This is a genomic window from Pantoea sp. PNA 03-3, assembly GCF_003201175.1.
Taxonomy (GTDB): Bacteria; Pseudomonadota; Gammaproteobacteria; order Enterobacterales; family Enterobacteriaceae; genus Pantoea; species Pantoea stewartii.
The window spans coordinates 567,130-593,320 of the sequence record NZ_QICO01000003.1 but is presented as its reverse complement, the minus strand read 5'-3'; the positions used below and the strand labels follow the sequence as shown (position 1 = coordinate 593,320).

17 protein-coding genes and 1 tRNA gene are annotated in these 26,191 nt (G+C 56.2%); 14 read left to right on the top strand and 4 right to left on the bottom strand.

Going from position 1 to position 26,191, the window contains the following annotated elements:
* Window positions 1–276: 276 nt before the first annotated feature.
* Window positions 277–1,653 (bottom strand): L-serine ammonia-lyase, encoded by a 1,377-nt coding sequence (locus C7433_RS12485; RefSeq protein ID WP_039338061.1) that lies wholly within the window; start codon window positions 1,651–1,653, stop codon window positions 277–279.
* A 313-nt stretch (window positions 1,654–1,966) separates the two neighbouring features.
* On the opposite strand from C7433_RS12485, the gene glyA reads away from it, so the two are divergent.
* From glyA to C7433_RS12440, 9 genes are all read left to right on the top strand, one after another.
* Window positions 1,967–3,232 (top strand): serine hydroxymethyltransferase, encoded by a 1,266-nt coding sequence (gene glyA / locus C7433_RS12480; RefSeq protein WP_039338062.1) that lies wholly within the window; start codon window positions 1,967–1,969, stop codon window positions 3,230–3,232.
* A gap of 85 nt (window positions 3,233–3,317) precedes the next feature.
* Window positions 3,318–4,571 carry a sarcosine oxidase subunit beta family protein gene (locus C7433_RS12475; protein ID WP_033740946.1) on the top strand — a complete coding sequence of 418 codons (1,254 nt, stop codon included), beginning with the start codon at window positions 3,318–3,320 and terminating at the stop codon, window positions 4,569–4,571.
* 11 nt (window positions 4,572–4,582) lie between these two features.
* A complete protein-coding gene (locus C7433_RS12470) occupies window positions 4,583–4,870 on the top strand; it encodes a sarcosine oxidase subunit delta (protein ID WP_033740381.1) in 288 nt (95 codons plus the stop codon).
* Window positions 4,871–4,882: 12 nt separating this feature from the next.
* On the top strand, window positions 4,883–7,903 hold the full coding sequence (locus C7433_RS12465; RefSeq protein WP_110268280.1) for a sarcosine oxidase subunit alpha family protein: 3,021 nt from the start codon (window positions 4,883–4,885) through the stop codon (window positions 7,901–7,903).
* Window positions 7,896–8,570, top strand: coding sequence for a sarcosine oxidase subunit gamma (locus C7433_RS12460; protein ID WP_033740383.1), 675 nt, complete (start codon window positions 7,896–7,898; stop codon window positions 8,568–8,570). The genes C7433_RS12465 and C7433_RS12460 overlap by 8 nt, the downstream gene beginning before the upstream one ends.
* A 66-nt stretch (window positions 8,571–8,636) precedes the next feature.
* Window positions 8,637–9,497 carry a formyltetrahydrofolate deformylase gene (gene purU / locus C7433_RS12455; protein WP_033740385.1) on the top strand — a complete coding sequence of 287 codons (861 nt, stop codon included), beginning with the start codon at window positions 8,637–8,639 and terminating at the stop codon, window positions 9,495–9,497.
* Between the two features lie 155 nt (window positions 9,498–9,652).
* Window positions 9,653–11,311 (top strand): BCCT family transporter, encoded by a 1,659-nt coding sequence (locus tag C7433_RS12450; RefSeq protein ID WP_110268279.1) that lies wholly within the window; start codon window positions 9,653–9,655, stop codon window positions 11,309–11,311.
* 60 nt (window positions 11,312–11,371) lie between these two features.
* The gene (locus C7433_RS12445) at window positions 11,372–13,255 is read left to right on the top strand and encodes a DUF294 nucleotidyltransferase-like domain-containing protein (RefSeq protein WP_110268331.1); all 1,884 of its coding nucleotides are present in this window, start codon (window positions 11,372–11,374) and stop codon (window positions 13,253–13,255) included.
* Entirely contained in the window at window positions 13,255–14,013 is a 759-nt protein-coding gene (locus C7433_RS12440; protein WP_110268278.1) for a 3'-5' exonuclease, read from the top strand. Before C7433_RS12445 ends, C7433_RS12440 begins: the two co-directional genes overlap by 1 nt.
* Window positions 14,014–14,218: 205 nt before the next feature.
* Here the strand turns inward: C7433_RS12440 and C7433_RS12435 are convergent, their stop codons facing one another.
* Window positions 14,219–15,583, bottom strand: a complete 1,365-nt coding sequence (locus C7433_RS12435) for an MFS transporter (protein WP_110268277.1) — start codon at window positions 15,581–15,583, stop codon at window positions 14,219–14,221.
* Between the two features lie 583 nt (window positions 15,584–16,166).
* Here C7433_RS12435 and fdhA point away from each other — a divergent pair.
* Entirely contained in the window at window positions 16,167–17,354 is a 1,188-nt protein-coding gene (fdhA, locus tag C7433_RS12430) for a formaldehyde dehydrogenase, glutathione-independent (protein WP_058701611.1), read from the top strand.
* Window positions 17,355–17,656: 302 nt separating this feature from the next.
* Here the strand turns inward: fdhA and C7433_RS12425 are convergent, their stop codons facing one another.
* Together C7433_RS12425 and yajD are read right to left on the bottom strand one after the other, a co-directional pair.
* Window positions 17,657–19,456 carry a DNA/RNA non-specific endonuclease gene (locus tag C7433_RS12425; protein ID WP_110268276.1) on the bottom strand — a complete coding sequence of 600 codons (1,800 nt, stop codon included), beginning with the start codon at window positions 19,454–19,456 and terminating at the stop codon, window positions 17,657–17,659.
* Between the two features lie 272 nt (window positions 19,457–19,728).
* Window positions 19,729–20,076 (bottom strand): HNH nuclease YajD, encoded by a 348-nt coding sequence (gene yajD, locus C7433_RS12420; RefSeq protein WP_110268275.1) that lies wholly within the window; start codon window positions 20,074–20,076, stop codon window positions 19,729–19,731.
* A gap of 489 nt (window positions 20,077–20,565) precedes the next feature.
* On the opposite strand from yajD, the gene C7433_RS12415 reads away from it, so the two are divergent.
* From C7433_RS12415 to C7433_RS12400, 4 genes are all read left to right on the top strand, one after another.
* Window positions 20,566–20,641: transfer RNA gene (locus tag C7433_RS12415), tRNA-Asn, on the top strand.
* Between the two features lie 406 nt (window positions 20,642–21,047).
* Window positions 21,048–21,491 (top strand): DcrB-related protein, encoded by a 444-nt coding sequence (locus tag C7433_RS12410; protein WP_110268274.1) that lies wholly within the window; start codon window positions 21,048–21,050, stop codon window positions 21,489–21,491.
* Window positions 21,492–21,502: 11 nt separating this feature from the next.
* Window positions 21,503–25,747, top strand: coding sequence for an RHS repeat-associated core domain-containing protein (locus tag C7433_RS12405; protein ID WP_110268273.1), 4,245 nt, complete (start codon window positions 21,503–21,505; stop codon window positions 25,745–25,747).
* Window positions 25,738–26,148 carry an SMI1/KNR4 family protein gene (locus C7433_RS12400; protein WP_039338074.1) on the top strand — a complete coding sequence of 137 codons (411 nt, stop codon included), beginning with the start codon at window positions 25,738–25,740 and terminating at the stop codon, window positions 26,146–26,148. The genes C7433_RS12405 and C7433_RS12400 overlap by 10 nt, the downstream gene beginning before the upstream one ends.
* The last annotated feature ends 43 nt before the right edge of the window (window positions 26,149–26,191 follow it).

Sequence of the window (26,191 nt, the reverse complement as noted above, 5' to 3'; positions counted from 1 at the left end):
TTTCCAACACCTATAGAGTAAGCAACAGCCATGCCATTCGTCACTAGGTCGCACGACGCAAAAATGACACACAGTTAACATAAGCGAAACAAATGTTTGTTCAGCTTCACAGATTTGATCATTGCTGCCCTTTCAACGCAGGCAGGCTTCATAACGGTGCACCCGCTGAACCGTTTTAGTCATATGACGGTTTTATTGCACTATTTTGTGACGTGTTTTTCTGGCTGTTTTTTTATTCGAAACCATAAGCGCAAGTAACCAAAAACCAACACATCGTTAACATTCAATCGCGTTGACCGCCAGCCCGCCGCGCGAGGTTTCCTTGTATTTATCCTGCATATCCCGACCAGTGTCGCGCATGGTGCGAATCACTTTATCCAGCGAAATAAAGTGCTGACCGTCGCCGCGCAGCGCCATCTGTGCCGCGTTTATCGCTTTCATTGCCGCAATGGCATTGCGTTCGATGCACGGCACCTGCACCAGTCCGCCAACCGGATCGCAGGTCAGACCGAGATTATGCTCCAGCGCAATCTCGGCGGCGTTTTCGACCTGCTCGGGCGTGCCACCCAGCACCTCGGTCAGGCCGGCTGCTGCCATAGCACAGGCGGACCCCACCTCACCCTGGCAGCCGACTTCGGCCCCCGAAATGGAAGCATTTTTCTTGCACAGTGCGCCGATCGCCGCCGCCGCGAGCAGAAAATCGACCACATCGTCTTCGCGCGCCTGGGGTTCAAACTTCATGTAGTACATCAGTACCGCCGGGATAATACCTGCCGCCCCGTTCGTGGGGGCGGTAACCATACGCCCGCCTGCCGCATTCTCCTCATTGACCGCCAGCGCATAGAGGTTGATCCAGTCCATCGCCGACAGGGTTGAACTGATCACATTTTCCGCTGAGGCGCGGCACAGCGATCGGTAGAGCATGGGCGCTCGTCGGCGCACGTTAAGCCCTCCCGGCAGGATGCCTTCATTTTCCAGACCATTGGCAATGCACTGCTGCATCACCTGCCAGATCTGCGCCAGACCGGTCCGAATCCCGGCCTCCGTGCGCCAGACTTTTTCATTCTCCAGCATCAGTGCACTGATGCGTAACTGCCGCTCCGCACAGTGTGCCAGCAAAGCGGCGCCGCTGTTAAAGTCGTAGGGCAGCGTGCACTGTGGCACCCGATGTGCCGACGCCAGCGCCTCATCCTCATCCAGCACAAATCCGCCCCCAATGGAGTAATACACGGTCGAATGGCTTTGCCCGTTGCGGTAAAACGCGCTCAGGCGCATCGCGTTCGGATGGTAAGCAAGCACATCATCGACAAACAGCAGGTCCTCATGGCTGTCGAACGCAATGTTTTCTCCCCAGGGCAGTGTGAGGGAGCCGGTTTCATCAATCGCCTGTATCGTGCTGTTGATCGTAGCGGGATCGACGGTATCGGGTGACGCGCCCATCAGCCCCATCAGTACCGCTTTATCCGTACTGTGCCCGCGCCCGGTGGCGCTGAGCGAACCAAACAGTTCGACTTTGATGCGGTAAATCATCCCACGATCCTCACGGTGACCGAGCGGTTCGACAAAGCGTTGTGCCGCGCGCATAGGGCCAACGGTATGTGAACTGGAGGGACCAATTCCGACTTTGAACAGATCGAAGACACTGATACTCATGTTGCGCTCCCGGGCTTATGCCTGCCGTTGAGTGAATGACAGCCGCATTATCTGCGCGGATGAAAAACAAGAGATGCCGGATAACGACGTATTTGGCGATGAATTCGCCATGTTTTGCCCTTTCTGCCGTTCCTCACCGTTCAATGTGTCCGCCTTGCGTGGGTATGTCGCAAATTGACATCGCCGGGGCGCTACCAAACATTCCGGCATCGGTGACGCTGGTTATTATCCCTCCCACATTCACTCTACCGCTGCCCTGAACGGTTCAGGCCCAAAGCAGGCGCTGCGTGGTTATCCGGGCAAGGAGAAAAGCATGTTTGCGAAGCGCGACGATATTCAAAGCTTTGACAGTGAACTGTGGCAGGCCATTGAACAGGAAGCGGTGCGTCAGGAAGAGCATATTGAGCTTATCGCCTCCGAGAATTACACCAGCCCGCGCGTGATGCAGGCTCAGGGTACGGTACTGACCAATAAATATGCAGAAGGCTATCCGGGGAAGCGCTACTACGGCGGCTGTGAATATGTCGACGTAGTCGAAAAACTGGCAACAGAACGTGCCTGTGCGCTGTTTGGTGCCGATTACGCTAACGTGCAGCCCCATTCGGGTTCGCAGGCGAATGCGGCGGTCTATATGGCGTTGTGCCAGCCGGGCGACACCATTCTGGGCATGAGCCTGGCGCACGGTGGTCATCTGACGCACGGCGCCCATGTCAGCTTCTCCGGCAAAATTTACCGTGCCGTGCAGTACGGCCTGAATGAAGCCAGCGGCGAAATTGATTATGAACAGGTCGAAGCGCTGGCGCTGGAACACCGGCCGAAAATGATCGTCGCCGGTTTCTCGGCCTACTCACGCGTCGTGGACTGGGCGCGCTTCCGCGCCATTGCCGATAAGGTCGGTGCCTGGCTGTTTGTCGACATGGCGCATGTGGCGGGCCTGGTCGCGGCGGGCCTTTATCCCACTCCACTGCCCTATGCCGATGTGGTCACTACCACCACGCATAAAACCCTGCGCGGTCCGCGCGGCGGCCTGATTCTGGCAAAAGCCAACCCCGAGCTGGAGAAAAAGCTCAACGCTGCCGTGTTTCCGGGCGGCCAGGGCGGTCCGTTGATGCATGTGATCGCCGCCAAAGCCGTCGCCTTTAAAGAGGCCATGCAGCCTGACTATACCGACTACCAGCGTCGCGTGGTCAACAATGCCCGCGCGATGGCCGACGTGTTTATGACGCGTGGCTACGATGTGGTCTCAGGCGGCACCGACAACCACCTGTTTTTACTCAGCCTGATTAAACAGGGGCTGACCGGTAAAGCGGCCGATGCGGCGCTGGGACGCGCCAACATTACCGTCAACAAAAATGCCGTTCCCGGCGATCCACAATCCCCGTTTGTGACCTCCGGTCTGCGCATTGGCGCGCCGGTTGTTACCACGCGCGGCTTCAGCGAAGCGCACTGTCGCATGCTGGCCGGCTGGATTGCCGACATCCTGGATGTGATGAACAACGCCGACATGCTGGAGACGAAGATTGCTCAGGTGAAGCAGCAGGTGCTGTCCCTGTGCGCGGACTTCCCGGTTTACCGTTAGGCCAGGCGGCCACCGGCTTCGGTCGGCGGCGCGGTTTTATCGTCTGTCAATTCGCCCACGCGCGAGAGTTACTGGAGTAGAAATGATGCAACGCTATTCAGGATTTGGCCTGCTCAGGCACAGTCTGAGCTATCACGAGAACTGGCAGAAAGTCTGGCGCAACCCCACCCCGCAGAAACGCTACGACGTTATTATCATCGGCGGCGGGGGGCACGGTCTGGCTACCGCCTACTATCTGGCGAAAGAGCACGGCATCACCAACGTGGCGGTGCTGGAAAAAGGCCATCTTGGCGGCGGCAACATCTGCCGTAACACCACGATTGTGCGCTCCAACTACCTGTGGGATGAATCCGCAGCGCTGTATGAGCACGCCATGAAATTATGGGAAGGCCTGTCACAAGAGCTGAACTACAACCAGATGTTCTCTCAGCGTGGGGTTTATCACACCTGCCATACGTTGCAGGACCTGCGCACCAATGAACGACTGGCGAATGCCAATCGCCTGCAGGGCATCGACAACGAGATGGTTTACGGCGACCAGTTACAGAAAGAGATCCCCGCACTGGACTGCAGCAAAGATGCGCGCTATCCGGTACTGGGCGCGTCGGTACAGCGGCGCGGGGGCAATGCCCGTCACGATGCGGTGGCCTGGGGTTATGCCCGTGCGGCGGACAGCCTGGGCGTCGATCTGATTCAGAACTGCGAGGTCATTGATATGGAAATCAGTGACGGCAAAATCACCGGCGTCAAAACCCGCCACCACGGCGTAATTAAAGCGGATCGTGTGGGGTGCGTCACCGCCGGTAACTCTGGCGTGATGGCCAAAATGGCCGGCTTTGAGCTGCCGGTTGAATCCCATCCGCTTCAGGCGCTGGTCTCCGAGCCGATCAAGCCCTTCCTGGATACCGTCGTCATGTCCAACCATGTGCATGGCTATATGAGTCAGTCAGATAAAGGTGATCTGGTCATCGGCGCAGGTATTGATGGCTGGGTCGGCTATGGTCAGCGCGGATCCTACAGCGTCATTGAACACACCATTCAGGCCATTGTTGAGCTGTTTCCGTGCACCAGCCGTGTCCGCATGAACCGTCAGTGGGGCGGCATCGTCGACACCTGCCCGGATGCCAGCCCGATTCTCTCGTCCACCCCGGTGCGCAACCTGTTCTTTAACTGCGGCTGGGGCACCGGTGGCTTTAAGGCTACGCCTGGCTCCGGCAACCTGTTTGCCCATCAGTTAGCGCACGGCACGCCGCACCCGATTGCCGAACCCTTCGCCCTGTCCCGGTTTTATACCGGTGCGCTGGTCGATGAACATGGCGCCGCAGGCGTAGCCCACTAAGGAGTGACAACATGCTGCACATTTACTGTCCTCACTGTGGTGAGTATCGCGAAGAAGAAGAGTTTCATCCCCGTGGCCAGGCGCATATCGCGCGGCCTGCTAACCCGGACCAGTGCAGTGATGAAGCGTGGGGAACCTTTCTCTATTTCCGTAAAAACCCGCGCGGATTACATCACGAACTTTGGGTGCACAGCGCGGGATGCCGCAAATTCTTTAATCTGGTACGTGATACCCAGACCTATGAGATCAAACAGGTTTACACACTCAACGAACAGCCTGAATCCCGTGAACACGCGTAAGGAGCGGAGCGCATGAGCCAGAAGAATCGCCTGCCGTCCGGCGGCAGAATTAACCGTTCCAGTACGCTGACCTTTACGTGGAATGGCAAGCCGTATCAGGGCTATGAAGGCGATACCGTCGCCTCCGCCCTGCTCGCCAACGGCATTGATATTGTCGGTCGCAGTTTTAAATACAGCCGTCCACGCGGCATTGTCGCCGCCGGCGCTGAAGAGCCGAACGCAGTGCTACAGCTTGGCGCGACAGAAGCCACGCAGGTGCCAAACGTGCGCGCTACCCAGCAGGCCCTTTATGACGGCCTGGTCTGTTCGGCCACCAACGGCTGGCCGTCTGTCGAATCCGACCTGATGAGTCTGGTAGGCAACCTTGGCGGCAAAGTGATGCCGCCGGGGTTTTACTACAAAACCTTTATGTATCCGCAATCGATGTGGCCGACCTATGAGAAATTCATCCGCAAAGCCGCCGGTCTGGGTCGCGCGCCACGCGAGAAAGATCCCGATATCTATGACGCCATGAACCAGCATTGCGATCTCATGGTTGTGGGCGGCGGGCCTGCGGGCCTGATGGCGGCACTCGCCGCCGGTCGCAGCGGCGCCCGCGTCATCCTGGCGGATGAGCAGGATGAATTCGGTGGCCATCTGCTTGCCAGCCGGGAACAGATTGACGGCAAACCGGCGATGGAATGGGTCAACAAGGTGGTGGCGGAACTGGCGACGATGCCGGAGGTGACGCTGCTGACGCGCGCCACGGTGAATGGCTATCACGACCATAACTTTCTTACCGTTAACGAGAACCGAACCGACTACAAAGGCGATCGCGCTGCGGCGGCACAGGTTCGCCAGCGTATGCACCGCGTCCGGGCACACTGGGTCGTGCTGGCCACCGGTGCCCAGGAGCGACCGCTGGTGTTTAGCCATAACGATGTACCGGGCTGCATGATCCCTTCTGCCATCTCCACCTACATCAACCGCTATGGCGTGGTGCCCGGTCACCAGCTGGTGCTGATGACCACCAATGACAGCGCTTACCGAACCGCGCTCGACTGGGCTGATGCGGGACGCGAGGTGGTCGCCGTGGTAGATACCCGAACCGTGACCAAAGGTGAACTGGCCGCCGCTGTTCGTGGCCGCGGTATTCGAATCATCACCGGCAGTGCGGTCATTGAAGTAAAGGGCAAAAAGCGCGTCAGCGGCGTCACGATTGCCGCCCTGGATAAAAAAGGTGAGGCGATCGCCGGTAAGCCCTTTTCCCTCACCTGCGACACCGTAGCCAGCTCTGGTGGCTGGAGCCCGGTTATTCATCTGGCGGGCCATACCGGCAGCCGTCCTGTCTGGAACACGGACGTGACGGGTTTCCTGCCCGGGCCGACACATCAGAAACAGTTGACGGCAGGCGGCATCAACGGGCGCTATGCGCTTGATAACGTGCTGCAGGAAGGCATCAATGCCGGACAGGACGCTGCGCTGAAGCTGGGCCTGACGCCGGTCGAGGTCGCCCTGCCCGTCGTGAAAAAGTGGCTGGAACATCCGCCCGCCGCCCTGTTCCATATTCCGCACATCAAACCGATCAGCCGCACACCCAAGCAGTTTGTGGATTTGCAGAATGACGTTACGGCCGCCGGTATCGCTCTGGCAACGCGGGAAGGGTTTGAAGCGATTGAGCACATTAAACGCTATACGGCAATGGGGTTTGGCACCGATCAGGGAAAGCTGGGCAACATCAACGGCATGGCGATTGCCGCCAAAGTGATGGGCAAGAGCATCCCCGAGACCGGGACCACGGTATTTCGTCCGAACTATACGCCGATCGCCTTTGGCGCTATCGCGGGGCGTAACTGTGGCGAACTGTTTGAACCCAAACGCTTCACCGCCATGCACCCGTGGCATGTCAGGCAAGGTGCGATGTTCGAGGATGTCGGCCAGTGGAAGCGCCCCTGGTACTACCCGCGTGCCGGCGAAACGATGCAACAGACGCTGGATCGCGAATGTCGTGCGGTGCGCAATGGCGTGGGCATTCTGGATGCGTCCACGCTGGGCAAAATTGATATTCAGGGCAAAGATGCCCGTGAGTTTATCAGCCGTGTTTATACCAACGCCTGGGCCAAACTGGGCGTCGGCAAATGCCGTTACGGTCTGATGTGCGGCGAAAGCGGCATGGTATTCGACGATGGCGTGACGTCATGCCTGGCGGAAAACCACTTCCTGATGACCACCACCACCGGCGGCGCGGCACACGTCATGGAATGGCTGGAGCTGTACCATCAGACCGAATGGCCGGAGCTGGAAGTGTTCTTTACCAGCGTGACCGATCACTGGGCCACGATGACCGTATCCGGCCCCGACAGCCGCAATTTACTGGCTGAACTGTGCAGCGACGTCTCGCTGGACAAAGAGACCTTTAAGTTTATGGACTGGCAGGAAGGCAAGGTAGCGGGCGTACCGGCACGACTCTTCCGTATCTCCTTTACCGGTGAGCTGTCGTTTGAGATCAACGTACAGGCCAATTACGGCCTGTACGTCTGGGAGAAACTCTTTGCGCACGGCGCAAAATACGATCTGACGCCTTACGGCACCGAAACCATGCATATCCTGCGCGCCGAGAAGGGATTCATCATTGCCGGTCAGGACACCGACGGCTCGGTGACGCCGCACGATCTCAATATGAGCTGGTGCGTCGCGGACACAAAACCGTTCAGCTATATCGGCAAACGCGGCATGGCGCGGGCTGACTGCGTACGTGACCAGCGCAAACAGCTGGTCGGGCTGAAAACACGCGATCCTATGATCGTCTTGCCGGAAGGCGCACAGGCGGTGGCCGATCCTGCTCAGCCTGTCCCGATGGATATCCTGGGCCACATCAGCTCCAGCTACTGGAGCGCTAACCTGAATCGCAGCATCGCCATGGGCTTTATCAAAGGCGGGCTGTCTCGCATGGGCGAAACCGTATTCTACCCGCTGGCCGATGGCCGGGTGGTCGAAGCGGAAATCTGCAGCACGGTCTTTATCGATCCGAAAGGAGAACGTCAACATGTCTGAAACCCTCTTACCTGAAACCAAACCGGCAAAGACTGTCAGACAGGTGGCGGTTATGGATCAGTGTGCGCCTGCGCAGGTACGCGCCGAATCCCCTTTGCATCACGTCGGGCTGGACAAGCTGGCGGCCAGCCATGCGCAGCCCGGTGGCGTTCAGCTGCGCGAACAGGCGCTGCTGGGCCATCTGGTGCTGCGTGGTTCACAGCAGAACCGGAGTTTTATGCGGGGTTGCCTGACGGTGCTGGGTGTAGCGCTGCCCACCGTCCCCCTTACCTCCTGTGAAGAGGGCGACATTTCTGTGCGCTGGCTGAGTCCCGACGAGTGGCTGGTGGTTCTGCCAATGGATCAGCTGTTTCCGGTGGAAAAAGCGTTGCGCGCAGAGATTGACGGTCACTACTCCGTGGTTAACGTCAGCGGCGGACAGACGATACTGACGCTCTCCGGCAAACATGCCATTGATGTGCTGAAGAAAAGCACGGTGTTGGATCTTCATCCCCGTGCGTTCCCGGTGGGCAAAGTCGCAGGTTCGGTATTTGCCAAAAGCAGCGCACTGATCCGCCGGACCGGCGAAGACCGCTGGGAACTGGTCGTCCGTCGTAGCTTCGCCGACTACATCTGGTTGTGGTTACAGGATGCCAGTCGTGAATATGGCCTGACCATTACGAAGTAATGCCCTGTTGTGCCGGCCGGACGCGTTTCCGACGGCACGCGTTTCTCTTCTTCACAGGAGCTGCCCATGAGCGCGCTGCCCGATTCATGGATTTTTACCGCCAGTTGCCCGAGTAAACTGGGTACCGTGGATGTTGTGACCCGATTCATGGCAGAGTCCGGTCACTACATCAATGAAATACACTCTTTTGATGACAGGGTCAGTCACCGTTTTTTTATTCGCGTTGCCTTTTCACCCGCCTCCCCCTTCAGTACCGACCTTTTTCGGGATAATTTCACGCCGCGCGTGATGCCCTTTGAAATGCACTGGCAACTCACGCCGCCGCAGCATCGCGAACGCGTCGCTATTCTGGTGTCTAAATTCGATCACTGTCTTAACGATCTGTTATTTCGTCACCGCACCGGCCAGCTCAATATTGATGTCCCGCTGATCATTTCTAACCATCCCGATCTCTGTTCCCTGGCCGAATGGCACGGTATTCCTTATTACCATCTGCCGGTAAATAACGCGAACCGCGCCGAACAGGAAGCCCGCATTATGGCGCTGCTGGCGCAGCATCATATCGACCTGGTAGTGCTGGCCCGTTATATGCAGGTCCTGTCACCTGCGATGTGCGAAAAACTCGACGGAAAAGCCATCAATATTCATCACTCCCTGCTGCCGGGCTTTAAAGGCGCGCGCCCTTACCATCAGGCCTGGGAAAAAGGGGTAAAAATGGTCGGCGCCACTGCCCACTATGTGAATAACGATCTGGATGAAGGGCCGATTATTACCCAGGGCATTCAGAGCGTCGATCACGCCCTTTATCCGGATGACCTGATTAGTCGTGGACAGGATATTGAGCGGGTAACGTTATTTAATGCCGTGCGTTATCACGTCGAAAAACGGGTGTTTTTAAGCGGCAAACGTACGGTGGTGTTCAGCTGAATGAAAGGAAAGGCGACTGATAGCCGCACTCTTGCACCACAGGAAAACAGGGATTGTCAGGGATGAGCGAAACGATGTCCGTTAACTAAAACAGAGCCAGCCCGGCGTGCTGAGGGTGGCATTAACAACAACGAACAAATCGCGAGGAAATGATTATGGCAGACGCCAGAGATCCCATGCTGCCTGACGGGGACGTCGCACCTTATGATACTGATTATCAGGTGGGGCAGGACAATATCGTGGTAAATGTTGGCCCCTTCGGTCTGGATATTCACAACCGGGTATTTGTTCTCTCCGGGATGGTCATTATTGCCTTTATCGTTTTAACGCTCGTCTTTCAAAGTGATGTGGCACCGCTGTTTAAAGGAATGCTGAACTGGCTGACCACCCGACTCGACTGGTTCTTTATCAGTGCCGGAAATATTTTTGTTCTTCTCTGTCTCGGCCTGATTATTTCCCCCCTCGGTAAAGTGCGCCTCGGCGGCACGCTGGCCCGCCCTGACTACAACTACGTGACCTGGTTCTCCATGCTGTTTGCCGCCGGAATGGGCATTGGGCTGATGTTTTATGGCGTTTCCGAACCTTTGTCGCACTTCTCCAGTTCAATGGGTGGCACCGTCGTGGAAAACGGTGTACGTACCGACTGGGCTCCCCTGAATGGCGCAGTTGGCGCGGCCGAAAATGCGCAGCAGCTGGCGATGGCCGCCACGATTTTTCACTGGGCGCTGCATCCCTGGGCCATTTACGCCTTTCTGGCATTAGGTCTGGCGCTGTTCTCTTTCAATAAAGGTTTACCGCTGACGATTCGCTCGCTGTTTTATCCGCTGCTGGGCGACGCGGTGTGGGGCTGGCCGGGACACATCATTGATATCCTGGCTGTACTGGCGACGCTGTTTGGTCTGGCAACCTCGCTGGGCCTGGGCGCTTCCCAGGCGGCGTCCGGCCTGAATTTTCTGTTTGATGTGCCATTAGGACAAACTACGCAGATTGTCCTGGTGATCGTCATCACCGCGATTGCCACCTTTTCGGTGGTGGCCGGGCTGGATGTCGGCGTACGGCGGTTATCTGAAGCCAACATGATTCTGGCTGGGTTACTGCTGCTGTTTATCATTGTGGTCGGCCCTACCCTGATTTTGTTTAGCGGTTTTTTCTCAAACCTGGCTTCCTATCTTGCGTTTTTGCCCGCCCTGTCGAATCCGGTTGCCCGCCCTGACAGCAATTTTGCCGCAGGCTGGACCTCGTTTTACTGGGCATGGTGGATCTCATGGTCACCCTTTGTCGGGATGTTTATTGCACGCATTTCGCGTGGTCGCACGGTGCGTGAATTCATGATCTCGGTACTGCTGGTGCCGTCACTGGCCTGCGTGCTGTGGATGACGGTGCTGGGCGGCACCACCATTCATCAGTATTTCACCGAAGGCTATCAGAGCATTGCCGATGCTGTTCTGCCGCTGCAGTTGTTCACCATGCTGGATACGTTGCCGCTGGCGAAAATCACCTGCGTGGTGGCGATTATTCTGGTGGTGGTGTTTTTTGTGACGTCGGCGGATTCGGGCACGCTGGTCATCGATATTATTGCTTCCGGTGGCAAGATCGACTCTCCCACGTCACAACGCGTGTTCTGGTGCGTGTTTGAAGGGCTGGTTGCGATAACGTTGATCCTCGGCGGTGGGCTGGATGCACTACAGGCGATGGTGGTCTCGACCGGGCTGCCGTTCGCACTGGTCTTGCTGATCGCCTCAGTCGCGGTGGTGAAAGGACTGATGTCAGAACCGCGGCTGGCACGTTCTGCCCCTGCGGTGCGTAATCAATAAGTCAGCGTTGAGCGGACCGCGCAGGTCAGGCTGTCCGCTGTGGCAGAAAAGGAGGTCACCGTGCAGTCAGCCCATCAGGAAATTATCGACTTCATTCAGCGCTATCCGCCGTTTGACACCTTACCGCTCACGGCGCTGGCGCGCATCGCCGCGCACATTGAGGTCAGCTATTTCAAAGCCGGAACGCCTGTTCTCACCTTTGGCCAGCCTGTCGATGCCTGGTATGTGATTCGCAGCGGCGCGGTGGAAATCTACCGACGCAATGGCGATCTGTATAACCGACTGACGGCCGGGGGCTATTTTGGCGAATTTGGTTTGTTGCGCGAAAACAGCGTACGCTTTCCGGTGACCGCGCTGGAAGATACGCTGACTTACCTGATCCCGGCCCCGATTTTTAATGCGCTGTTTCGCAAATACGAGGAATTTGCCGATTTAGTGGAAGTGGAGGACCGCACCCGTCTCCGGCAAACCGTGGCGCGCACAGAAGAGGCTAACGGCCTGATGGCCTCCCGCATTGAGGCGCTGATTAGCCGACCGCCCGTTACCCTCGACAGCCGGGCCACGGTGCGCGACGCCGCGGTGAAAATGAGTAAAGAGGATGTCTCCTCGCTGTTGATCGTGACGCCGATGGCAGAAGTTAACCCCGCCGTCAGGCCGGCGCTGACCGGCATCGTGACGGATAAAGACCTGCGTGAGCGGGTCATCGCGGGTGGACTCGGGTTTGAGACACCGGTGAAGGCGATCATGACCGCACCGCTGAACCATGTGGAACATTATCAGCTGGTGTCTGAAGCGATGCTGACCATGATGCAGCACAATATTCATCATCTGCCGGTGATGAAAAACGGCTGTCCTGTCGGCGTGATTTCACAATCGGACATTATCCGCTACGAGTCGCAAAACAGCCTGTTTATCGTCAGCCGTATTTTTCACTGCCAGCACCCGGACGAACTGAGCGCCCTGAAAAACGAGGTGCGTGCCTGTTTCAGCCGCATCGTACGTGAAGATGCCAACTCGCAGATGACTGGCCGCGCCATGGCGGTCATTGGTCGCAGTTTCACGCAGCGCCTGCTGGCGCTGGCCGAGGCGGAACTGGGGCCGCCGCCGGTCCCCTACTGCTTTATCACCCTGGGTTCGATGGCCCGCCAGGAGCAACTGCTCGTCACCGATCAGGATAATGCCCTGATCCTGGATAACCGTTATGACCCGCTGCGCCATGCGCCCTATTTTATGGCGCTGACCCGACGCGTGAGTGACGGGCTGGACGCCTGCGGCTATCGCTACTGCAAGGGAAATATCATGGCGACAAACAGCCGCTGGTGTCAGCCGCTCTCCGTCTGGGAACGCTATTTTGATGAGTGGATCGATTCGCCCTCACCGCAATCACTGCTGGACAGCGCGATTTTCTTCGACCTGGACGCCGTCTGGGGCCAGGTGGAATGGGGAGAACAGCTTAACCAGCGTATCAGACACAAAGCGCGGCACAACGCCCGTTTTCTCGCCTGTCTGGCGCGCAATGCCTTGCTGCGAAAGCCGCCGCTGGGGTTCTTTAAAAACTTTGTGATGGAGCCCTCCGGCCAGCATACGCAATCCATTGATATGAAACGGCGCGGAACGGCCCCGCTGGCCGATCTGATTCGTGTGCATGCGCTGGCGGCGGGCGCAACGGCGCATAACTCCTTTGATCGGCTGCAGACGATTATGCAGGCCGACATTTTGCCCCACGGACGCGGTCAGGATCTGCGGGATGCGCTGGAGTTTATTTCGATGGTGCGCATCCGCCACCAGGCGCAGGATGTGGAGAACGGTCAGGAACCAGACAACCGGATTGAACCGCTTAATCTGTCTGACTTTGAGCGCAAGAATCTGAAGGATGCCTTTCAGATCCTCAGCAATGCGCAAAAATTTTTAAAATATCGCTATCAGCCAGGGCGGAGCGTTTAATGCTGCATATCAATAAAGCATTGCTGTCGCCCTGTGTCCGCGCCCGCCAGGACAGTGTGCTGCCGCAGGACTGGCCCGCCGTCCTCGCCAGACGGGCCAGGGAAACGCGCCATGCCGCGCTGAAAAACTACTACTTGTCTGGCATGCCGTCACCCGATACACCGTTGTCCGACGTTCCCTTACTGGCGATGGATTTTGAAACCACCGGCCTGAATCCTCAGCATGATGATATTGTCAGTATCGGTTTACTGCCGATGAGCCTGTCGCGCATCCGTATCCAGGGCAGCCAGCACTGGATACTGAATCCGCGTGCCGACCTGCGAACAGAGTCGGTGGTTATTCACGGCATCACACATTCCGCAATTGCCCGCGCCCCGGACCTGAATGCTGTGCTGCTCAGGCTGCTGGCAATGATGGCGGGAAACGTGATGGTGGTCCATCACAAAGGGATTGAACAGCCTTTTCTGGATGCAGCATTTAAAAAGCGCATTGGCGAAGGCATTGTGTTCCCCTGTATCGATACGCTGACGCTGGAGGCGCGCGTTATTGCGGCACAGCGGCAAAACGGCTGGCGACAGAAATGGTGGCGACCGCGCCCCCGACTGTCGTTGCGCCTGTCTGACTGTCGGGCCCGTTATCATCTGCCGCACTATCCGGCCCACAACGCGCTGACCGATGCGCTGGGCTGCGCCGAACTGTTGCAGGCGCAGATTGCGCATCATTTCTCAGCCAGCACGTTGCTTGGCGATCTTGGGTGACTCGTCGGGTCACGCTTTCTCTGACGTGTGGACACCGCAATGGGTGATAAGCACTTCCCCTGCGATGCTGCACAGTCCCTGGCCTGCTTCGCGCCGATGCCGCCCCTCGCTATGCGGAGGAATGCTTATGTCGCAGTTTTATGCGCCGCCAGCGAGGCCATCAGAAGATAGCCCGGGCGGGTGCCCGGTTGGTGACCTTTATGCCTCACACCGGCTCCTTGCGGGCGACCGTCCCCACGTGCTTTACCGCACCCTGTTGCCGCGAATGCGGATGTGCGGCGTCATCCTGCAAAGAAATACGTGAGGTTTCGGGCAAGCTCAGCCCGCCCGCCAGCGCCAGCACCGCGACCGCAACAAGATAAAAGGCCGGTGACAGCGTATTGCCTGTGTAGTCAATGAGCCAGGTTGCCACCAGCGGTGCGGTGCCGCCGAAAAGCGTATAGGCCAGATTGTAGGTAATGGCAGAGGCGGTATACCGTGCCCGCGTGGGGAAGACTTCGGAGAGTAACGCGGCCGTCACGACGCCCGAAAACACCGCCCCCGTCGCTAACAGCATATCCCCGAGGATGGCGGCCCAGAGCGGGCCCGAACTGGCCAGCCACCAGGCCGGTAAGACACTTACGATCACCCATCCGCCCGTGACAGCCACCGTCTTTCTTCTGCCTATCCCGTCACAAAGCGCTCCCGCTACCGGACAGAGCCCCGCCGCAAACAGCAGCGCGAGGAAGGAGACCAGCAAGGCCGAGGCCCGACTGAAGTGGCCCTGCAACTGGAGAAAGGTCGAGAAGTAGGTGGTAAACATATAAAACGTCAGCGCGGTTAAGGCGATAAAGGCCCCCAGCCGCAGGATGTTTCCTGTCTGCTGGCGTAACGTGTCAGCAAGTGCCGCATGTGTTCCCGCCTCTTCGCGACGTGCAGCCCGGAAAGCAGGCGTCTCTTCCATACGAATGCGCAGATAAATCCCCACCAGCCCCAGCGGGGCCGCAATCAGAAAAGGAATACGCCAGCCCCACGCGCGCATCTGATCCTGGCCCAGCGCGGCGTCTGACAGAAAAGTGATAACTGCCGCAGCCGCGAAAGCAGAAAACGTCGAGACCGTGATAAAGCTTCCGTACCAGGCGCGTTTACGTGGCGGTGAATGCTCCATCACATAGGCGCAGGCTCCGGCATATTCCCCTCCTGCCGAAAATCCCTGAATACAGCGGGCCAGCGTCAGCAGAATCGGGGCCATGATCCCCAGATGCCTGTCGGTCGGAAGCAAGCCAATCAGCGTGGTCGCGCCCGCCATCATGAGTACCGTCAACGATAAGATACGTTTACGCCCATATTTATCCCCCATCATACCGAATATCACCCCACCTAATGGCCGCAAGGCAAACGCCACGGCAAACACCAGGAACGTCTGTAATAAGGCGGTCTGCGGAAGTGCCTGTGAAAAAAAGTTTTGGGCAATAATCGTGGCCAGGAAACCATAAACGGCAAAATCAAACCACTCGACAAAATTACCTATAGCGGCAGCGGCGGTTACCTTTCTGAGCGTAGCGGGCGACGCGGGCGTAACAATATTCATTGTCCTGTTCCTTCTACGTAATGATTAACACTCAGCGACCATTGCGGTTGATGATATATTGCTGTCGATATGCCAGAAATAACCGTCAGCGATACGGTAATCTTCTGGCGATAACGATCGCAGGGTATTCAGGCACGATATTCTGACGCGTTATTTCGTAACTGCCGGGTTATTGCAACCCTTAATTAAAACCTGACCGCCTGAAAAAAATGAAGTCAACACGCGTGAGCTACTTCATTTTTATCATAGCATTGTCTGACGTGAAATAACGGCATAGGAAAAGCCTATATAATAATAAGCGACGTTGTCGCCGACAGATAATTACAGGTCGTTTTTAATAAAATCATTTTATTTATTTTCGACAGGATGTCCGGACAGGCTTTATTGCACAATGGCGATCTGTTTTTATTATTTCTGTTGATGTCGCCATTCTGCGTTTTTTCCCGTCCCGATGTCGTTGTCAGATCATTTAAGCACCACTGACTTGCTTACACTGCCTTTGCAGACCGGTAAGTACCTCACCCTACATGCATGATACCGCGCTGCCAGACAGACCTCTTAATCAGCCAGACAGGACATTACTATGGGAAACGCTTCCAATAAAGGTGTGGTATATCAGGGGCCCGGTAAGGTTGAAGTGATGGATATTGCCGATCCGAAATTCGTCAGCCCCGCGGGTAAAAAAATCGATCACGCGGTCATCATCAAAGTGCTGTCGACCAATATCTGTGGCTCCGATCAGCACATGGTACGTGGACGCACCACCGCACCGGCGGGCATGGTGCTGGGGCATGAAATTACCGGCGAAATCATTGAAAAAGGCACCGACGTTGAAATGCTTAATGTGGGAGATATTGTCTCTGTCCCCTTCAACGTGGCCTGCGGACGTTGTCGCTGCTGCCGGGAACTGGATACCGGCGTGTGCCTGACGGTTAATCCGGCACGCGCTGGCGGCGCATTCGGCTATGTCGATATGGGCGGCTGGGTTGGCGGACAGGCGAAATATGTCATGGTGCCGTATGCCGATTTTAACCTGTTGAAGTTTCCTGACCGGGATCAGGCGCTGGCAAAAATTCTGGATCTGACCATGCTGTCAGACATTCTGCCGACTGGCTTTCATGGTGCGGTCACGGCGGGCGTGGGCGTCGGTTCGATGACCTATGTCGCGGGCGCGGGCCCGGTTGGCCTGGCCGCGGCAGCCTCAGCGCAAATTCTGGGTTCAGCGGTCGTGATGGTTGGTGACTTCAATCAGGATCGCCTGGCGCATGCAGAAAAAATGGGCTTTGTGCCCGTCGACCTGAGCAAACACGATCGCCTGGGTGAAATGATCGCGGAGATCATCGGCGTGCCGGAAGTCGACTCGGCGATTGATGCGGTCGGCTTTGAAGCGCGGGGCCATTCGGGTAAAGAGCAGCCGGCTATTGTCCTGAACAGCATGATGGCTGTCACCCGGGTAGCCGGTAAGATTGGTATTCCGGGACTGTATGTAACAGACGATCCGGGCGCTCAGGAGCAGGCAGCCCGTGAAGGATCCCTGAGCCTGAAGTTTGGCCTGGGCTGGTCAAAGGCGCAAACCCTGCACACCGGACAAACGCCAGTGCTGCGATATAACCGCCAGCTCATGAATGCAATTTTGCATGACCGGTTACCCATCGCGAAAATTGTGAACGCCAAAGTGCTGCCCCTTGAACAGGCGGCCGAGGGTTATGCCAGCTTTGATGCCGGCGTGGCCGCCAAATATGTCCTGGATCCGCACGGTTTGCTGGCGTAGGCCTTGTCTGCCCCGATGCCGGGACAGGTCTCGGCATCGGCTTACTGTCTTCTTTCCGCCAGTGGCGCGGTTAACCCGTCGGGTTAATGTCATGGTTTAGACAGGGCGAACCGCGAACACATGCAGCGATCGTCCGGCTGAATCTCAGGCTGGCATACTGCTCAGGGCGTTGCTGGCGGGCAAGCCTGCCAACCCGGTGTCGGCCGATACGTCAGTGGCGACAATCTACGAATGCTGCCCGTTCGGAACACCAGAACGGGCAGTGTGATGTCCCTTACATTCAGCCGATTGCCGCCGTCCCTTTATAACACCTCAGACCAGCTCATAATCAGCTTTGCCTGCACAGGATCGGCCAGCAGGCTGGGATCGGGTTGCCAGCTGTCCCAGTCACGGAACGCGCTGAAATCAAGCCCGGTGAGTGTTTCCAGTGAATGAATCGAAACGCGGTATTCGTCCACCTGCGGAACCGCTTCCGGCTGCTTAAGCGGCAGTATGCGGCGCGGTTCGTCCAGCAACTTATCCTGACTGACCAGCAGTGCGGTGGCCTGCGGTGTGCCCTGCGGCCCGATGCGCAGTACCACTTTCCAGAACATCAGCGGCACCTGTAAGTTCCCGTATTGCCGGTGCTGATCGTTAAGTACCGGTCCGGTCAGCACGCTAATCTGCTGTTTGGTTTTTAACACACCATATTCCAGTATGTAACGCTCAACACCTTGCCAGTACTGCACACTCTGGTTAAAGCGAAAATGCTGCGGTGAACAGTTGGTAAAGTGAAACGTGTCTTTATTGGCGCGCACTGCTTCTGCCGCGGTGCCCCAGGTAGGATCGCTACGGCGGGTGAGATGGCCCCGATCAAACCAGCGGCTGAATTCACTATAGAACGCCTGGCCGGTGATATAGCGACTGTCGATACGGCTGTCTTCATACCAGCGGTCGCCTTCAGGGAGCAGCGAAGGATGTCCACTGCCGCGGTCAATATTGATGTAGCGCGCACCATCAATATTCGTGGCTGTGAAAAAGGCCAGCTTCCGCCCTGCGCTCATGATCAGCGAGAAGTGCTCATAATCCAGCGTGGCTTCTGCACCGCTGCGCCCATTACGCAGCGGTGCGACTTCACTGGCGCGTGGCGCGATAATCCCGGCGACATCAACCTGCGTGCCCGACAGAAAGCCCGCCTGATAACCGTCGCGATTAGCGTAATTTTCATCGGGTGCAGCGGCACTGGGCAGCACCTGTTCCGCTGCAGGCTCAGCCTTGAGCGCCTGCATCAGCGGCGATTGCCAGGCTTCAGGTAACGTCGGCAGCGCGCCTTTAAGCCAGTCGGTAAGCGCGCTGATGCGGATGCCTTCATTGACCCATTTTCCGTTCTCTTCCACGCCGCCGTGATGAAGCGCCACCAGCTGCCAGCTGTCATTGAAAACGGGTGCGCCCGACGAGCCACCTTCGCTGTCGGCTTCGTAGTGCAAAAACTCTTCATGACGGGCTAACAGTGCCTTATTGCGCAGCGAGACCTGCTGCGGCGCACCGCCGGGATGGTGGATAAGATTAAGGTGGATGCCCAACGCATGTTTATCGTTGCGGTCATTGAGCGCCAGCGGCAGCGGTTGCTCGCCACTGTCGTTAAGCGCGTCGCCTAACGCGATCAGCGTGCAGTCCAATGCTTCGGTCGGGCTGGTGAGCCAGAAGCGTTCCGCATCTACACTGAAAAGACGTCCCTGAATCATCTCACCCGCTTCCCCCTGGCGGTAGCCAAACTGAAGCGTAATACGGCCTTTTTCAGGCGGTTCAGGTAACAAATGGTGATTCGTGACAAACAGGTTGCCCCAGGTTAAAAACCCACTGCCTTTGGGTACGCCATCTTCCCTGACCAGTGCCACCGCCCTGGCGGCGCTCAGCCCCTGCTGCAAAAAAGAGACGGGCAGCAAATCATTCGTGCCGATGATGACCTGTTGTCTGGCGCGTTGCTGAAAGGCATAACGCTGTGCGCGTCGTGAATCAGGTTCCGCTGGCAGACCCTGACTCAGCGCCGTGCGTGTCTGTTGCCGCTGTCCGGCTGTCAACGCCAGCCTTGCGGCAATCTGTGCTTGCAGTTGCTCGTTCATTCACTTCTCCATGGTCGACGGTGCCCCTTTAACCATAGCTGTTTAAAACGGAGTACGCGGCAGGTGAGCATATCAACGGGCATACTGCACTTTTGCACTGAGAGGCGAACGACATCACCAGGCTGTTGATTCAGCCTCGTGCGGAAGGGCTTTGCCCCTGGGGTATAAGCTGCGGACAGTCAGAGAGGGAGTGGATAGCAGGCGCATAAAAACGGATGCGCGTCTGGCCGCTGTCAGGCGCGAACGCAAAGGTCACGTCCGGGCCTTCAGTCTTACTTTTTCTTATCCAGCATTGCCTTTAAATCCGCAAAGGGATTATAGGTGGCTTCGCCCACGTCTTTTTGCGCGTCCTCACCCGCCACAACCCGGGTGCCATACTGGTCAGCTTCCGTATACTTCGAGTGTTCGTGATCGTGGCAGTACAGGCACAGCAATTCCCAGTTACTGCCATCTTCCGGGTTATTGGTGTGGTCGTGATCAATATGATGAACCGTTAATTCACGCAGGTTGGAATAGACAAACTCGCGCGAACAGCGCCCACAAACCCATGGATAGATTTTCAGGGCTTTCACACGGTAGCCACTTTCAAGCCGTGAGTAGTTTTTTGGAATCAACGCCATGACGATATTACCTGTGATAAAGAGTGTTTGAGACAAGCTACAGGGACGAATGCTGCATACTACGTCCGTGGATGGCGCAACGCCAGCCTTCTGCGGTGCGTTTGTGGCTGTGGTAAGGAAGACGTAGCACGCTATCGCTTACCGATATGCTGTGGAAACCTGTGGCGCGAATGCACTCGACGTGTATGAACAAAAGCAGGCTATGCACGTTTATCAAAAGCTGGGCTTTGCCATCCTGGGCCGCCTGGAACAGGATGGTCAGGCTAATCCGTTTCCTTTGTTGCATAGGCATCAATGATGCGGGTCGCACTCACCTGTCCGGCATGGGTGCTGTGATAAAACCATTTTATGGATGAAGAAGAGCAGGAATGCGCAAAGTTGCGCTTGAAACAACCAGAATGCTGAATCCTTCAGCAAACAGACTGTCCGGCGCGAAAACCGCTTTGACTCAGTAAGATCAGTCCATTACTATGCGCCCTGTAGCACGATTCCTCTGTAGTTCAGTCGGTAGAACGGCGGACTGTTAATCCGTATGTCACTGGTTCGAGTCCAGTCAGAGGAGCCAGATTAAAGAAACCAGATGTCTGCTGACGTCTGGTTTTTTGCTTTCTGTCGATTGGTGCCCCCTTCCCGTTTGTCTACTCACGTCTGTTAATAATCACGCGAAGCTCCATGCCTTTGCGGGTAAGGCTGATTCGATTTTCTTTTGCCAGCAATCAGTGGAAACCGCTATGGCATTTACGGAGACCTAAGTAAAGGTGCAGGATGCCAGAAAAGAGGGTTAAGCTCCCTGAGTCTTTGGCCTCTGTCTGTGAATTCCCTATGGCGGTTCAAAATACGGGCAACTGAGTTTGCTTAACCCTGTTCGCTTTGAGCCCCGCTTTGGGTTAGTGAAAACCGGGCTGCATATATAGCCAGTGAGCATACCCTGTGGCAAACTTATGTTTTTTCAGGCACAGGGAATCTGCTCAATGTCCGAAAGCCAAGCTACCTGTCTGTTCACCGAAGGTCAGGTAACGCTTCCTGACCAGTATCAGGACCGCACAGTGAATGTTTTTACACTCTCCGGCGAGAATGCCCCCGCATTTAACATTTCACGCGATACCCTCAGTGCTGGCGAGGTACTGCAAGACTATATTGACCGCCAGTTAGCGCTCATGGATAAGCATCTTAAAGGATGGAAACTGTCTCTACGCGAAGCCACTGTACTGGGGGGGAATGTTGCAAAAGGTGAATGTATTCATGCCAGCTACCTTCGGGACAGCCAGCGCGTTTTTCAGCAGCAGGCTGTCTTTAATCTTACGGATAACCATATCCTGGTATTCACCATGACACGTGTGGAAAAAATCAGGGATACGGACAGCCAGTGCTTTCAGACACTCCTGGCCAGTTTTACGTCTAACACTAACAATTAAGGAACGTTGTTATGTTCGAAGCGGCGCGCGTGGGTGATGATATCGGCCATTCTCATGCGCTGGCAGGGATGATTGCCGGAACGATTGTTGGTGGACTGATTGCCGCAGCGGGAGGTATCGCCGCCGGGGCATTGATGATTGCCGGTATCGGTGCGTCATGTCTGGGTATTGGTGTGCTTCTGGTCGGGGCCAGTCTGGCGGTTGGGTATTTTACGGGCGAACTGGCAACGAAGGCCAGGGACAGCATTGTGGATGCCGGGGCCGCCAGCATGGAGAAGGAAGGCGTTATCGCCACCGGCTCTCATAACGTGTTCATTAATGGCAGACCTGCCGCCCTTGCCACCGACAGCATGGTGGAATGCGCCAAAGATGCTGGCTCACAGCAGATGGCCGAAGGCTCCTCACGCGTGTACATCAATGGCCTGCCTGCTGCCCGTCTCAGCGATCAGACCACCTGTGGTGGAAAGGTCATGACCGGTTCCTCAGATGTGATTATTGGTGGTGAGCCGGAACAGACACTGCCCATACAGTCAGAAGTCCCGGAATGGCTCTATAAAGCCTCTGACCTGACGCTGTTATTTGCCGGACTGCTCGGTGGAGCGGGCGGAGCGGCAGGTAAAGTCGGTGCGCTGGGAAGGCTGTTCAGTAAAATTCCGGGTATCAACAAACTGGCCCGCGTCGCCTGCCGCGCTGGCGTGCTGATGACCAGCGCCGCCGCCGTGGGCATTATCGCCCGCCCGGTTGATATCGTCAGTGGGCAGAAATTCCTCTCCGGTGATGACGAGCTGGACTTTGTATTACCCTCCCGTCTGCCGGTTGTCTGGCAGCGTTACTGGCGCAGTGGCAATCCCGGCGACAGCGTACTGGGCCGTGGCTGGTCACTTTTCTGGGAAACGCGACTGGAAAAATATCAGGACGGGCTGGTGTGGCGTGCACCGTCCGGCGATTACGTGTCATTTCCTCTCGTGCCGAAAGGGAAGCGTACCTTCTGCGAAACCGAAAAACGCTGGCTGGAACACCATCAGGATGATACCTGGTCAGTGTATGACATCGGCGGCGAACGCTGGTGTTACGCATCTCTGCAGGGTGATTCCCCTTCCCTGCCGCTGCGACTCACCGAACCTTGTGGTAACGATATTCTTTTTGACTGGAACGACGACCATACGCTGCATGCGCTCACCGACAGCGCCGGACAGCGCATGGTCTGCCGTTATCAGACCGTCAGCGGACAGGTTCGCCTGGCCGGAGCCTGGCTGGATGATGAGATTTGTCTGGTCAGCTACGATTACGATGCTAAGGCCCGGCTGATTAGCGTCACCGGACGCGGCGGTCAGGTACGCCGCCGCTTTGGCTGGTATGATGACGGAGACGGCACGGATTTACTGCGCAGCCATGAGGACAGCAACGGTCTGCTGAACGAGTATCTCTGGCAGAGTCTTGACGGACTGCCCCGCGTGCTGGCTTACCGCAACAGCGCGGGTGAGCAGCTTACTTTTGATTACGATTTTGAAAACGGCACCCGCCGCGCCATCCGCGAGGATGGCGCACAGGCACACTGGCTGGTTGACGACGATGATAATGTTGCACGTTTCACCGATTATGACGGTCGCCAGACCGGCTTCGTCTGTCGTGATGGGGAGTTATGCGATGTTATCCTGCCCGATGGAGCCATGCGGCGCAGCCAGTGGGACCGTTATGGCCGCCTTACGTCAGAAACTGATCCGGCAGGACGCACCACTGAGTACTACTGGTTCAGAAACACTGATCGTATTACCCGCACGGTTTTCCCGGATTCAACAGCCACACAGTCTGTGTATGATTTAAACGGTCGCCTGCTGTCGGAAAGCGACGCACTGAGTCATATAACCACATACCATTATCCTGACGACGAAGAAACGCTGCCGGATCGCATCACCGATGCGAGGGGCGGTGACGTGATGCTGGAATGGAACCGTCAGGGATTGCTGACGCAACGCACTGACTGCTCCGGCAGCGTGACCCGCTTTACCTATGACCGGTTCGGTCAGCTTATCACCAGTGAGGACGCAGAAGGCAACTTCACACGCCGCGAATGGAACGATGCAGGCCAGCTTACCGCCGTAATTCGGGCCGATGGCAGTCATGAAACGTTACGATGGAACGAGCACGGGCAACTTGCGGCCTGGCGAGACCCGCTGGAAAGTGAGGTTCGCTGGGAGTATTCCGCGCTTGGACTGCCAGAAAGCGTTACCGACCGCACGGGACGAACCCGCCGCTGGCACTATGACCCGAGAGGCAATCTGCTGCGTCTGGAAAACGGCAACGGTGGCGAGTACCGTTTTACTTATGACCCGACAGGCCATCTACTGAGCGAAACCCGCCCGGACGATACATCCCGGCAGATGGAATGGAATGAACGTGGACTGCTCACCACGCTTATGGAAAGCGGCAGGCCGGACGACGATGGCGGCATTCCGCGACGCGCTCAGCAGTTCAGCTATGACAGCAGCGGCCTGCTGACCACACGCACTACCCGCGATGCTCAGTACCATTACCAGCGTAAAAACAGCGGGCAGCTTACCGGCCTGACCCGCAAGCCAACCGCCGATGGCATGGCGCTGGGAATTGAAGAAGATGAAGTTCAGTTTACCTTTGACGCGGCAGGAAACCTGCTCGCTGAAAAGGGAGTCAACGGTGAACTACATTCTGCGTATGACGTTCTGGGTAATCTCACTGCGCTGACCCTGCCCGGCGGCCAGCAGATAAGCTGGCTGCATTACGGTTCCGGCCACGTCAGCGCCATCCGCTTCGGTCAGCAAATCATCTCTGAATTTACACGCGACCGCCTTCACAGGGAGGTGGCCCGCACTCAGGGAACCCGTGAGCAGACCCGCCAGTATGACAGTCTGGGCAGACGTACCCGGCAGCGCAGTTTCACACCCGACCTGCCGGAACAGACAATCTTCGAACGCGCCTTCAACTACACCGGGCGGGGAGAACTGTCAGACGTCAGTGACACCCTGCGTGGCAACACAATTTACGGCTATGATGAGGAAGGCCGTTTTCTCAGGCACTACGAAGCCCGCCCGGACCACAGCAACAGGACGTTCCGCTACGACGCTGCGGATAATCTGCTGCCGGATAATGACCTCCCTGCCCTGCCTCTGAGGGATAACCGCCTCACGCACTGGCAGAACCTGTTTATGAAATACGACTGGTGGGGAAACCTTGTCAGCCGTCGCAGCGGCCTGCATGAACAGCATTATGAATATGACGCGGAAAACCGGCTGATACGGGCCAAGGGCAATGGACCAGAAGGCAATTTTACCGCGCACTACCATTATGACGCCCTGGGCCGCCGCACACGCAAAACGGTCACCACGCCACACGGCACCACAAAGACCCGCTTTCTGTGGCAGGGCTTGCGACTGTTGCAGGAGCAGCAACATAACGGTCAGTGTCAGACATATGTTTACGACCCGAACGAAACTTACAGCCCGCTGGCGCGTATTGACCATTTGCGTGACGAAACCAGCGGAGAGGTTCTCTGGTTCAGCACCGATCTGAACGGTGCACCGCTGGATATCACTGATGAACAGGGACAACTCCGGTGGAGCGGTCATTACGGGAGTTTTGGTGAGGTTGCACGACAGACGGAAGGCTTCCACAGATTCACGCAACAAACTGCCCTTGTTCATCAGCCACTGCGCTATGCCGGGCAGTACGCGGACAGTGAAACGGGTCTGCATTATAATCTTTTCAGGTATTACGATCCGCAGGTTGGACGCTTTACGGTCCAGGACCCGATAGGATTGCTGGGAGGCTGGAATCTTTATCAGTATGCACCGAATCCGCTGGGATGGATTGATCCACTTGGATTAGCTGTTGATCCTATTGCAAGAATTCAAGACAGAGGATATAGCGGTGTTACAAGAACTCAGGGAGGGGGCTTAGATTACTCTCTTAGTGATGCTCTGTATAATAAGAGATTGGATGTCAATCCGGTTGTAACTATAAGTTATTCTGGGGATTACGATCTTGACTTTCAGTCAGCAAATGAAATCGCCGGTCTTAATCAAAAATCTACTCCAAGAGGCTATGTGTGGCACCATTTAGATGATTATGACCCAAAAACCAACACAGGTACGATGCAACTTGTAGAACAGAATGCGCATTCAGGAATTCCCCATAGCGGCGGTGTAAGTCAATATAAAGCTGCTACTGGAAAAAGCTATACACACCCAGCGAGATTCGGAGGAAAAAAATCATGTCCTTAGTTTTGGAAGAATCGGAAAAAAATATTAGTTTAGATGATATAAGAAATTTTGAAACTTCTAATAAGATGGCTTTACCAAAGGATTTTATTGATTTTTATTTGAGAAATAATGGTGGCTATTTGCCCGAAGAAAATGAGCCTAACCCATTTCTGCTTGGTGGCTTTTTCTCATTTTCCCATGGGAAACTCCCAATTGAAAAACGCTACAAAGAATTATTAGAAGATTGGCCTAATCTTTTAGGTATGATTCCATTCGCATATGATGATGGTGGAAATCTATTTCTAATATCTACTGTTTCAGAAAGTTATGGTGAAGTGAAGATCTGGCTCATTGACGAAAATGAGTTAGATATAGTCTCAGCGTCGTTTTCATCATTCATCAATAAACTGAAAAAAAATTGATTTATTTCATCCTAAACTGGTGCATCAGGTAACTGCACCAGTC

Excerpts from the sequence above, each read along its gene's own strand:
- C7433_RS12450 (WP_110268279.1), top strand. The coding sequence starts at position 9,653 with ATGGCAGACGCCAGAGATCCCATGCTGCCTGACGGGGACGTCGCACCT.
- C7433_RS12465 (WP_110268280.1), top strand. The coding sequence starts at position 4,883 with ATGAGCCAGAAGAATCGCCTGCCGTCCGGCGGCAGAATTAACCGTTCC.
- C7433_RS12485 (WP_039338061.1), bottom strand. The coding sequence starts at position 1,653 with ATGAGTATCAGTGTCTTCGATCTGTTCAAAGTCGGAATTGGTCCCTCC.
- C7433_RS12405 (WP_110268273.1), top strand. The coding sequence starts at position 21,503 with ATGTTCGAAGCGGCGCGCGTGGGTGATGATATCGGCCATTCTCATGCG.
- C7433_RS12475 (WP_033740946.1), top strand. The coding sequence starts at position 3,318 with ATGCAACGCTATTCAGGATTTGGCCTGCTCAGGCACAGTCTGAGCTAT.
- C7433_RS12470 (WP_033740381.1), top strand. The coding sequence starts at position 4,583 with ATGCTGCACATTTACTGTCCTCACTGTGGTGAGTATCGCGAAGAAGAA.
- glyA (WP_039338062.1), top strand. The coding sequence starts at position 1,967 with ATGTTTGCGAAGCGCGACGATATTCAAAGCTTTGACAGTGAACTGTGG.
- C7433_RS12410 (WP_110268274.1), top strand. The coding sequence starts at position 21,048 with ATGTCCGAAAGCCAAGCTACCTGTCTGTTCACCGAAGGTCAGGTAACG.
- C7433_RS12400 (WP_039338074.1), top strand. The coding sequence starts at position 25,738 with ATGTCCTTAGTTTTGGAAGAATCGGAAAAAAATATTAGTTTAGATGAT.
- yajD (WP_110268275.1), bottom strand. The coding sequence starts at position 20,076 with ATGGCGTTGATTCCAAAAAACTACTCACGGCTTGAAAGTGGCTACCGT.
- C7433_RS12460 (WP_033740383.1), top strand. The coding sequence starts at position 7,896 with ATGTCTGAAACCCTCTTACCTGAAACCAAACCGGCAAAGACTGTCAGA.
- C7433_RS12440 (WP_110268278.1), top strand. The coding sequence starts at position 13,255 with ATGCTGCATATCAATAAAGCATTGCTGTCGCCCTGTGTCCGCGCCCGC.
- C7433_RS12435 (WP_110268277.1), bottom strand. The coding sequence starts at position 15,583 with ATGAATATTGTTACGCCCGCGTCGCCCGCTACGCTCAGAAAGGTAACC.
- fdhA (WP_058701611.1), top strand. The coding sequence starts at position 16,167 with ATGGGAAACGCTTCCAATAAAGGTGTGGTATATCAGGGGCCCGGTAAG.
- C7433_RS12425 (WP_110268276.1), bottom strand. The coding sequence starts at position 19,456 with ATGAACGAGCAACTGCAAGCACAGATTGCCGCAAGGCTGGCGTTGACA.
- purU (WP_033740385.1), top strand. The coding sequence starts at position 8,637 with ATGAGCGCGCTGCCCGATTCATGGATTTTTACCGCCAGTTGCCCGAGT.